General features: G+C 35.0%; 8 protein-coding genes and 1 pseudogene. 4 read left to right on the forward strand and 5 right to left on the reverse strand.

Annotation, left to right across the window (positions count from 1 at the left end; all coding sequences use genetic code 11):
• Nucleotides 1–650: 650 nt before the first annotated feature.
• On the reverse strand, nucleotides 651–1,598 hold the full coding sequence (gene repM / locus FTT88_RS13955; RefSeq protein WP_216070535.1) for a replication initiation protein RepM: 948 nt from the start codon (nucleotides 1,596–1,598) through the stop codon (nucleotides 651–653).
• A gap of 500 nt (nucleotides 1,599–2,098) precedes the next feature.
• Here repM and FTT88_RS13960 point away from each other — a divergent pair, with 500 nt between their 5' ends.
• On the forward strand, nucleotides 2,099–2,737 hold the full coding sequence (locus FTT88_RS13960) for an AAA family ATPase (protein ID WP_004897614.1): 639 nt from the start codon (nucleotides 2,099–2,101) through the stop codon (nucleotides 2,735–2,737).
• 2 nt (nucleotides 2,738–2,739) lie between these two features.
• Nucleotides 2,740–3,039 carry a hypothetical protein gene (locus FTT88_RS13965; RefSeq protein ID WP_004778793.1) on the forward strand — a complete coding sequence of 100 codons (300 nt, stop codon included), beginning with the start codon at nucleotides 2,740–2,742 and terminating at the stop codon, nucleotides 3,037–3,039.
• 985 nt (nucleotides 3,040–4,024) lie between these two features.
• On the opposite strand, the gene FTT88_RS13970 is transcribed toward FTT88_RS13965, so the two are convergent.
• Nucleotides 4,025–6,883 (reverse strand): relaxase/mobilization nuclease domain-containing protein, encoded by a 2,859-nt coding sequence (locus FTT88_RS13970; protein WP_180174043.1) that lies wholly within the window; start codon nucleotides 6,881–6,883, stop codon nucleotides 4,025–4,027.
• Nucleotides 6,880–7,203 carry a hypothetical protein gene (locus FTT88_RS13975; protein WP_180174044.1) on the reverse strand — a complete coding sequence of 108 codons (324 nt, stop codon included), beginning with the start codon at nucleotides 7,201–7,203 and terminating at the stop codon, nucleotides 6,880–6,882. Before FTT88_RS13975 ends, FTT88_RS13970 begins: the two co-directional genes overlap by 4 nt.
• A gap of 293 nt (nucleotides 7,204–7,496) precedes the next feature.
• Between FTT88_RS13975 and FTT88_RS13980 the strand changes: the two genes are divergently transcribed.
• Nucleotides 7,497–7,868 (forward strand): hypothetical protein, encoded by a 372-nt coding sequence (locus tag FTT88_RS13980; protein ID WP_180174045.1) that lies wholly within the window; start codon nucleotides 7,497–7,499, stop codon nucleotides 7,866–7,868.
• A gap of 148 nt (nucleotides 7,869–8,016) precedes the next feature.
• On the opposite strand, the gene FTT88_RS13985 is transcribed toward FTT88_RS13980, so the two are convergent.
• Together FTT88_RS13985 and FTT88_RS13990 are read right to left on the reverse strand one after the other, a co-directional pair.
• Nucleotides 8,017–8,283, reverse strand: coding sequence for a hypothetical protein (locus FTT88_RS13985; protein ID WP_180174046.1), 267 nt, complete (start codon nucleotides 8,281–8,283; stop codon nucleotides 8,017–8,019).
• A 242-nt stretch (nucleotides 8,284–8,525) separates the two neighbouring features.
• A complete protein-coding gene (locus FTT88_RS13990; protein ID WP_001067784.1) occupies nucleotides 8,526–9,230 on the reverse strand; it encodes an IS6-like element IS1006 family transposase in 705 nt (234 codons plus the stop codon).
• Nucleotides 9,231–9,293: 63 nt separating this feature from the next.
• Here FTT88_RS13990 and FTT88_RS13995 point away from each other — a divergent pair.
• Nucleotides 9,294–9,681 (forward strand): annotated as a pseudogene (locus FTT88_RS13995) (transposase); the annotation flags it as partial.

The following is a 9,681-nucleotide window of genomic DNA, read 5'->3' on the forward strand; positions in this document are numbered from 1 at the left end:
ACAAGCATAACCAGGAAAGGTTTCCATCTCATCACTCTCTTCAGGATTACATAATTTCATAAGTTACGTAAGTTATGCAACTTTATAATTTTATATTCCTGGAAGGTTAATCCCGGGCAGTTCTTCTCATTAGATGGATCCTTCGTTTTCAGCACTGAACTTCCATATATGGACAAATCCCTGACAAGCATGACCGGGAAAGGTTTCCATCTCATCACTCTCTTCAGGATTACATAAGCTCATAAGTTATGTAAGTTTATAAGTTCACAAGTTATGAAACTTTATAATTTTATATTCCTGGAAGATTAATCCCGGGCAGTTCTTCTCATTAGATGGATCCTTCGTTTTCAGCACTGAACTTCCATATATGGAAAAATCCCTGACAAGCATGACCGGGAAAGGTTTCCATCTCATCACTCTCTTCAGGATTACACAAGTTCATAAGTTGTGTAAGTTGTGTAAGTTATGTAACTTTATAATTTAATATTCCTTATAGATCAGCTGCTAACCATTCATGCAATAGCCTTCCAATCCAATTAAAATGGACACTTCTCAATAAAGACCAAATTATAGAACTAGGGTTACCAAGGTAGACTAAATTTTTTCCTATAGGTTAGTAGTGTTCAAAATAAGAATTTCTATTATTCAGATTATGATAACTTTTCTGATTTATATTTTTCTTTATAGCCTACTTTTAACAAATCAGGATAATACTTTTTTACCTTTTCAGGGTCGAGAAGTTCAAGTGAAATCCTTTCTTTAAAGGCTTCGATCTCCTCACCTACATTGGCATATTTTCCCCCGAATTCGGGATATTTGATAAGGTCACACAATTTTTGAGCGAAAAATATAGATTGTTTTGGTGTCAACTGATATGTCGGTTCCAGTACCTTATCACTAACAATTAAGGAAGCTTTTTGATTAAAAGAAAATTCGATATGTGTAATTGTTCTTCCTTCTTTTTTCTGCTCATAACTTACATCGATATCAGTAAGTTTATTAATTTGATCTATGGCAACCGTCAATACACGCTTTTTAAAATCGCCCATGGTTTTATATTCATTTTCAAGTAAACCTAACTTATCACGCAATTCAACCATACTAATATATAGCTTACCTTTGCTACGCCATCTAATCAAAAGTTCATACAGCCGTATAGCGTATACGCTAGATAATTGAGAAATTTGCTTTAATTCATAACGGGTAAATTTTTCTTCAAGTTTTACAAAAAGCTGTAAAATATCAGGAGCAAAAATTAGTTGAGCGCATGCAGCTTCTTTAACATAGCCAACTTTTGATACCCAACGGCTTTTGTAGACCGCTTGCTTACCTGTAACAGGATCTATAGCCTTATAGGTGAGTCTACGTTCAAACAAGTTATCACACGCTCCCTGAAGAGCCTCATAGGCCGCTTGACGACCCAAATTAAAGTGCTTCATGTATTCAGATGCATGTATTGTTAGCAAGGTATCCGATGTAAGCTCTTTTTCAATTTCCCTAGCTGCAATAATCGCAACTAAAATTAAGCGTTGTTCAGACAAAGTCAACGCATAAGATGCTTCAATCAAGTTATTATCTTTATAAATTAGATTTGCCATATTGTGATTAGAGAAACAAATATCATTAATTGACATTAACACTTAATGACCATTAATGGAATATCTATAAACATCTTGCGAAAGTATGGGTAATACCCTAATTTTTGAATTGGCTAAGACCTTATTAAATGTAGCTTTAAGATGTTTAAATTTTGACCAACGCAAGAAGTCTTATCTATATCAGGAAAATGTCCATTTATGTCAGGAAAACGTCTATTTAAATAAAGGAAAATGTCCACTTATTGTCAGGAAAACGTCTATTTAAATAAAGGAAAATGTCCACTTATTGTCAGGAAAACGTCCATATAAATCCTCTGAGAACTAGACTACATAAGGCATACAAAGGTTCTATAAATATAAATTTAAAAATATATATAAAATTAAAAAAGAGCATTACTTGTGGATAACTTTATTTTTTAACTTTATTTTTCACAATAGTTGATTCAGGAGATTGAAACTTGTACATTGTTTTTAACGAAATTACGTAACTTACATAACTTATGATTATTTTAGTAGGTGGTGAAAAAGGCGGAGCTGGTAAAAGCTGCCTTGCACAAAACTTAGCGGTTTATTTACAAAAAAAGAATAGAGATGTTCTGCTTCTAGATGCAGATCCTCAAGGTACAACAACTGACTGGATTAAAGAACGTGATGAGAATGAGGATTTGAAAAATATCCCATCTGTACAAGCTTCAGGCAATATTCGTCAAGTTTTAAAAGATTTATCAAAAAGATATGAAGATATTATCATTGATGCTGGTGGGCAAGATTCAGAAGCATTGCGCTCTGCTATGACTATAGCAACACATATGCTATTGCCTTTTAGACCTAAACGTAGAGATCTAAAGACTTTGGATCATATGGAACAAGTATTAAAACTGGCACGAGCAGTAAATCCAGATTTGAATGCCAGAGCAATCATTACACAATGCCCAACATTACCGTCACAAGTACAGCGAATTTTAGATGCTAAAGAAGCCTGTGTATCGTTTGGAATAAAAGCCTTAGACCAAATCACGACAAACCGAAATGTTTATGATGATGCAGATGAAAATGGCTTATCTGTTTTTGAAGTAACAAGTGATCCAAAGGCAAAAGCAGAGATTGAAGGGATAGCTCAAGAGTTTTTAGGAGTGTAATTATGGCAGGTCTTAGCGGTTTAAAAAAGAAAACTGACGATCTTTCGGATCAAGATAAACTGGTTGAAAACTTTATATCTGGAGCTGATAAAAGAGTTAAGGACCTAGAAGTTTCACAAAAGAAATTCGTTCGTTGTACCTTTTCTTTAAATCAAGAATTAAGTGAGTTAATCGATGAGTTAATTATCAAAAGTAATAATGCTCGTGTTAACAGATCTAGTATTGTAAGAATAGCTTTAGAATCACTGGCAGAGCAGAATTTAGAAGATTTTAAGCAACTAGTTGATAAAAGTTTTAAATAAAATGAGAAGGGAACAGGTTATTTAATCTATAAGATTAAATAACCTAACTTCATAACTTCATAACTTCATAACTTCATAACTTCATAACTTCATAACTTCATAACTTCATAACTTCATAACTTCATAACTTCATAACTTCATAACTTCATAACTTCATAATATATTAAAATTTAATTTTTAGATTTATGCCACTGTTAATTCATGGGCTACCACAACGTATGTTCTTCGTTTTCGCAAGAGATGCGGTGGATGTCTGGTGATTTGTAGTCATAAATTTTAGTCCCCACTTGTTTTTAAGTGGGGACTAAATTAAGGCTTATAGGATGAATTCATAAGGTGTGTTCAGCGGATGCTTACAAAAAAAATAACGAAAAAATAGTTAAATTAACTTTTCAGTATTAATTTGACTATTTTTAATTTTAATTGCTATTGAATAATATTCGATTTAAATACAATTTTTTAGTGATTAGGTCTAACCCAGATATTTCTTTTTTCAAATCACATTTAAACGTAATAATTTTTTTTCCGTGGTCTACAGTGTAGCTAAAAATTAAACCATTATGAACTTTATAGTATTTATTATGGATATACTTGTATCCAAAAAAATGAAATGAAAGAAGGGAGTCACAAAATATTTCTAACATCGTAGAATTATTTATATTAATAAAAGAGACAGTAAAGCTATCCGATGAATTGTGAACCAATTTATGAAGAATATTAAGAAGAAATGTATTGTATAGTTGCGAAGATTTCACTATTTAACCTTATTTAAAGCACACGAAAAACACGTAAAAAACGAGTTATCCTTTCATGTCTTTAAGTAAGAGTGACTTTCTCCCGCTATACTTAATTATAGCTAACCACCTAGTTTTATCTCTCAACCTAAGGGCTACTGATATTTATAGCTCGGAAAAGATGAAAAATCTAGTTTTTTTTAGCATTTTTTTATCTTCTATCAGAATTTATAAAAAATTAATTTGAAGGACTAGAAACCAAAATCATAGCTATCACTGGTACGGTTTAGGCTCTTAGAGTTTTCGTCTAATGTTATAGACTTTTCTTTATCGATAGGGGCTGTTTGATCTTCTATAGTTGGTGATGTTGGAGGGGAATTAGGAATAACAGTCTTGTGTTCATTTATTTGGTGCACAATATTGTGAGCTATCTTGTCATTCGCTGAGCTTTCAACTTGACGATCTATTACTAATGGGTGGTCAAATTCGATTCTTATATTTGTTGCACGTGCAATTTCTTGCACCTGTCTTTTAAAGTCATCTGTACCAGAGACCAATACAACACCAAACTTATCTCTAGCTAATAATAAGGCATCGTGAATATGGTCACGTTGTTGGCTCAGTACAGTAATATTTTCAGAGTTTTTACTTTCAAAAAAAGCGACTTTCTCTTGATCGATATAAAATGTTTCTCCAAATCTGTATTCGATACGATATTTTTTAATAGGGGAGGCTGACTGTAAAATTTGATCAGAATCTTTCAATGTTTCTTTTGGCATCGTGAAGATATTATTCCGCTCTAATTCCTGTTGTTTTTGTAGCTTAGCTTTTCTGCTGTATTCGTAAAACTCAAACATCTGTAAGTAATCTAGTTCAGATAAAGATTCTGTCTGTTGATAGGATTTGTTCACTTGATTTTTAGGTATAAGTGCGAGGTCTTTCAAATGTTGCGAAGCATCGTTGGTTATAACAAGGGTATGGCATTTTTCGTTGATCATAGGCTGATGCTGTAAAGAAAAATATAATTGCCAGGTTTGCTCAATGTCATTTGAGTTGAAATATTTTTTATTTAATTTTGAAGCTTGTGTATAGATCAGGTTATGCAGCCTTTGTATCAAGATACTCTGATCGTCTTGATTAAGCTGAGGCAATTGATGCTTTTGAATACATGTTGCTAAAATAGATGTGAGCTGGCTCATATTGATGCCACAACAGTTCAGAAGTAAACCAGTTTTGATCAGTGCTGTGCTTTGGCATTCGCCTGTTGTCTTAAAATGTTGATAGAGTTGCTTGAAGCCAATTTGGAGTTGCTCTAATGATAATTCTGAGAGAGCAGGCAGAGTTCTACTTTTGTTTGTATCTTGAATTTCATTGGATTTATGTTGGGACAGCATTTTAAATAAGTTTTTAAAATCTGATGATCCTCGAACTGATACTTCATGCTCGGGATGTAAATTCTTTATACATTGCTGTAATCGGGTGATTGAATAATTACTAAAGACCAGAATCCCATATCTATTTTGAATCCCAATAGGCTCTTTATGATCTTCCGAATCAAATAATATTTTGGCAGTCTTGATATCTGGATCTTCTTGATAAATAAAATTCTTAGACTGACGTTGATCGAATAGAAATTGTTGTTGTATCAATAGGGGATTAGTTGGTGAAACAAATCTTAAAAAATCAGCATAAGAGGTAATTTGGGTTGAATCAAAGTTTCTAGACAAAAAATTTTGATCAAATAGCTTTTCAGAGGTCTGTTGGCTTAAATTTTGATTTTGGGAAAGAAATACTTTTCTAATTTCAGCTCTGGTGGTCAGTTGTTCTGCCTGATGCTGATAATGCAATAGGGTATAAATGGTATCAGTAGACTGTTCTGGAAATTTCTTTTGATGTTGCTTTAAAAAAGAAGATTTATTGTATTTATAAAGTTCATTCTCGAAGCTGATATCCTGATATTTAGATCGACGTCTCTGGCTATAAAGATCTTTAGTTGATTTCATATTGAGATAAGCGCTATGAAGTTCTTTCACTAGAAAGTCTTCACTTTGGAATAAATGATAAGCAGATATTGTCGATGATTCATGCCATTTGTGCTGAGCTGTTTTATTAAATTTGAGCTTAGAAATTTTTATCTGATCGAAATGATGGGGCGTAAACTCACCCCAACATTTTTCCAAATTCTTTAATGTGACTTGTTTATTGCAAAATAAAGAAGCCTTAAACGTCAGAGACTGTTGATCATCAGTTTTTATTTTAAAAATACTACCATTACGTTTTCGCTCATACAAAATTCCTAAACCTGCTAATTGTTGATGCCAGTCCTGCCAACTATTTGCATCTTTTAGGATAGGCTGAATGGTTTTTTCAAGGTCATCTTGATAGTTGCCTGCAGTCGCAATGTCATTGCGCAACTGACTCTTTTGTTGATGTCGATGTTCTTGATCACGAATCTTTGCACTGATTTTAAATGCATCAGGATTTGATATGTGGTTGATGTTTTTTTCACATTGGCCAGTTTCATGATTATAGATAAACAGAGGATTTGGCTCAGGTTCCCAGCCTTGTTTTGCTTCAATTTCAGCAGTGGCTCTATGCACTGCATTCAAAATCCAGCCATCGCCTAGCTCCACCGCTTGATGTTCATTATGATTATTCTTTCGGTATGGATGGATTCGATTAATGATCAAATGGAAGTGTACATTGTCTGTATCCATGTGCAGCGCATACTGCATTTGTAAGTCATCTGCTTTGAGATGTTTACTTAAAATATCGATTTGTTCTTCTAATTGTTGAATCGTGGGTACTTCAAATTTTTTAAAACTTCCGACGATATGAACAATTGGGTCATCCACCCTTGTATTCAAACTGGCAGTTTGTGACATTTCAATTTTTTGATATGCAATATCATCATCTAAAAAGTTTCTTGAATTTGAATAGACACATTTTTCAGAAATAAGTTCAGTGCTAAAACTTGCGTGCAACTGGGTAATATAGTCACTGAGATAATCGCTGCGTGTTGGAGTTGGGTGATGGATGTAGTCAGATAATCCATGAATACGATCTTCTACTGAAGTGCCTAATGCATTTGGAATGATCTTAGTAATCATCTCTTAAGCACCTCGTCATTTAGTCGACGCACAATGATTTTCAACTCATGAACGAGCTCTGTAAGGTCACATAATTCTTCGGGGATCAAATCTTTATCTTGGAGTTCAATCAATATTTTTGCGAGAACAATCCCGATCATCCTAATCGTATGAATATCACGTTGATCGATTAATTGACTGTAGTCATCACTTAAAATTTTTTTACGTATATAGTCAGATTGATTGAGCTGTAATGCCTTGGAGGCATCATTGATATCTTGATGTTCATCTGCAGTTAAACGAACAATGATCTGCTTATTTCTTGATGCTTTAACTTTCATTTTTTTCTACTTTATACAAATTGAGACCGAGCGAAGCGAGCTCGAGATTTGACATGGATAATGTGATATACATTATCCCATCCTGTATTTTTTGGCCATATACCAGTATTTTTTGGCCATATACCAGGGGGAAGAAATATGAAGAAATCTTGATAGCTTTTTTGTTTTTTTCTTATCGCAAAAGATGACTTTTTTTGATTGTTTAAAAATCGGAAAATGGTCATGATTTGCCATTTCTAGATAAACAAAAATTTTAAATACTGATCTCATTATTTTATATATGGAAAATTACAATGCTAGATCAGAATGTTTTAGAGCTTGAAACTCAAAACACGAATAGTCAAAATCTTGAAAGCGTATTGACTCATTCAAATGTGAAATCAGTTGTTAAAGCAGAAAAGTCTTCGATTACGATTGATAAAAAGCAAAAAATATATAGCGAGAATGATTCAAAAAAATTTGAGAGTATTCTTATTCGTTTTAAAGAAAAAATGAATGAAAAGAATATGACAAGAAATCAGCTTCTCACTCAGCATAAAAATACTTTACTAGAGCTCTTCGACTTTGGGGCAACAGTTGAAGAAGTCCTTTTGTTTTTAGAAGAGAATAATTTTATTGGTATTTCTGATGAAAGTTTAAAAGAGCTGTTAAAGAAAAAAAAATAAATTTGATGTGAAGTAATCACTCAAAAATTACTTCACATAACGCAATTGGTCCCATTTAAAGTAATTCTGGCTCAGTTGATCACGAGACATATACCAGGTTATGTTAGGCAACATGCTAGCACCAAGAGCAAGTCCAGCTTTTCTAAACTTATTGATTGAATTCTTCATCAGTGAGATGCAAACAAAGTAGCTCTGAATGAACATTAGATGTATTTAAATTCTGTATTAAAGCCACTTCTGAAGGAAACTTTGAAATTCTAGCATTATTTTTGTTTATATCTTTCATACTCCCTTTTAATGCTTTTACTCGGTCCGAGTCAACATATGAAAGGGAGGAGTGTTCACGGCAATAGCCTACATATATAAGCTTTTCTTCGGACAACATTACCCTATTGTTATAGTTTTTTTTGTTCAAAAGTAACTCCTAGAGATTTTAATGCTGAAAATATTCTACAGTCTGGAGTACGTAAAGCAATCCACTCATACTTTCCACCTATTTTATAGGAACTCCTCTAGTTAATAAATTTGACGAGTTGAGAAAATGGTGCATGGTAATCCCCCCTAAATAATCTATTGAGCTTGCAAACTGAATAGTCACAAAAACTGGCACTGTTGCAAATAGAGATTTGAGTCGATGATGTTCCCTTTAAAAAGTACTTAGAGACCGAAAACCCTGTTGATTAGACACACTTCACCCTGAGGCTGACCATAATAAAATGACGATGCTTGTCCTTTACGTAGTGCACGCATGACTTCAATACCTTTAATTGTGGCATAAGCCGTCTTCATAGATTTGAATCCTAATGTGGCCCTGATGATCCGCTTTAGCTTGCCATGATCACATTCAATCACGTTATTTTTATACTTAATCTGCCTGTGCTCAAGGTCTGGTGGACATTTACCTTCCCGTTTTAACCGTGATAAAGCACGTCCATATGTGGGTGCTTTATCCGTGTTGATCACTTGTGGAATTTGCCACTTCTTCACATTATTTAAAATTTTTCCAAGAAAACAATATGCTGATTTGGTATTACGTCTAGAAGAAAGATAAAAATCAATGGTATCGCCACGTTGATCGACTGCACGATACAGATAAGACCATCGTCCATTCACTTTTACATAGGTTTCATCAATATGCCACGAGCTCAGATCTGTAGGATTACGCCAATACCAGCGTAAACGTTTTTCTATTTCAGGAGCATAACGTTGAACCCAACGGTAAATAGTCGTGTGATCAACATTCACACCCCGTTCGGCCAGCATTTCCTGCAGTTCACGATAGCTAATGCCATATTTACAATACCAGCGCACAGCCCAAAGAATGATTTCGCCCTGAAAATGCCGACCATGGAAAGGATTCATATGCTGCACCTTTAGCTAAAACAGTCTTCAGCTTACCATTCGTGGTTATTTGCAACAGTGCCGCTGACGCACACCATCGCCCACCGGGTGGGTCGCTATCTGGAACGGCAAGGCCTGCTGGAACGGGATGTCGAAAACAGCTATCTGGCCTCGGATGCGGTGGATGACGACCCGATGACACCCCTGCTGGGGCACTCGATCACTTACCGTATCGCTGTCGGTTCACAGGCGGGGCGAAAGGTGTTCACTTTGCAAACTCTGCCGACCAGTGGTGATCCGTTCGGTGACGGGATTGGCAAGGTAGCCGGGTTCAGCCTGCACGCCGGCGTGGCGGCCAGGGCCGATGAACGCAAGAAGCTCGAACGGCTGTGCCGGTACATCAGCCGCCCGGCGGTATCCGAGAAGCGGCTGTCGTTAACACGAGGCGGCAACGTGCGCTACCAGCTCAAGA

Origin of the sequence: Acinetobacter sp. YH01024, assembly GCF_013420195.1 — a bacterium.
Taxonomy (GTDB): Bacteria; Pseudomonadota; Gammaproteobacteria; order Pseudomonadales; family Moraxellaceae; genus Acinetobacter; species Acinetobacter amyesii.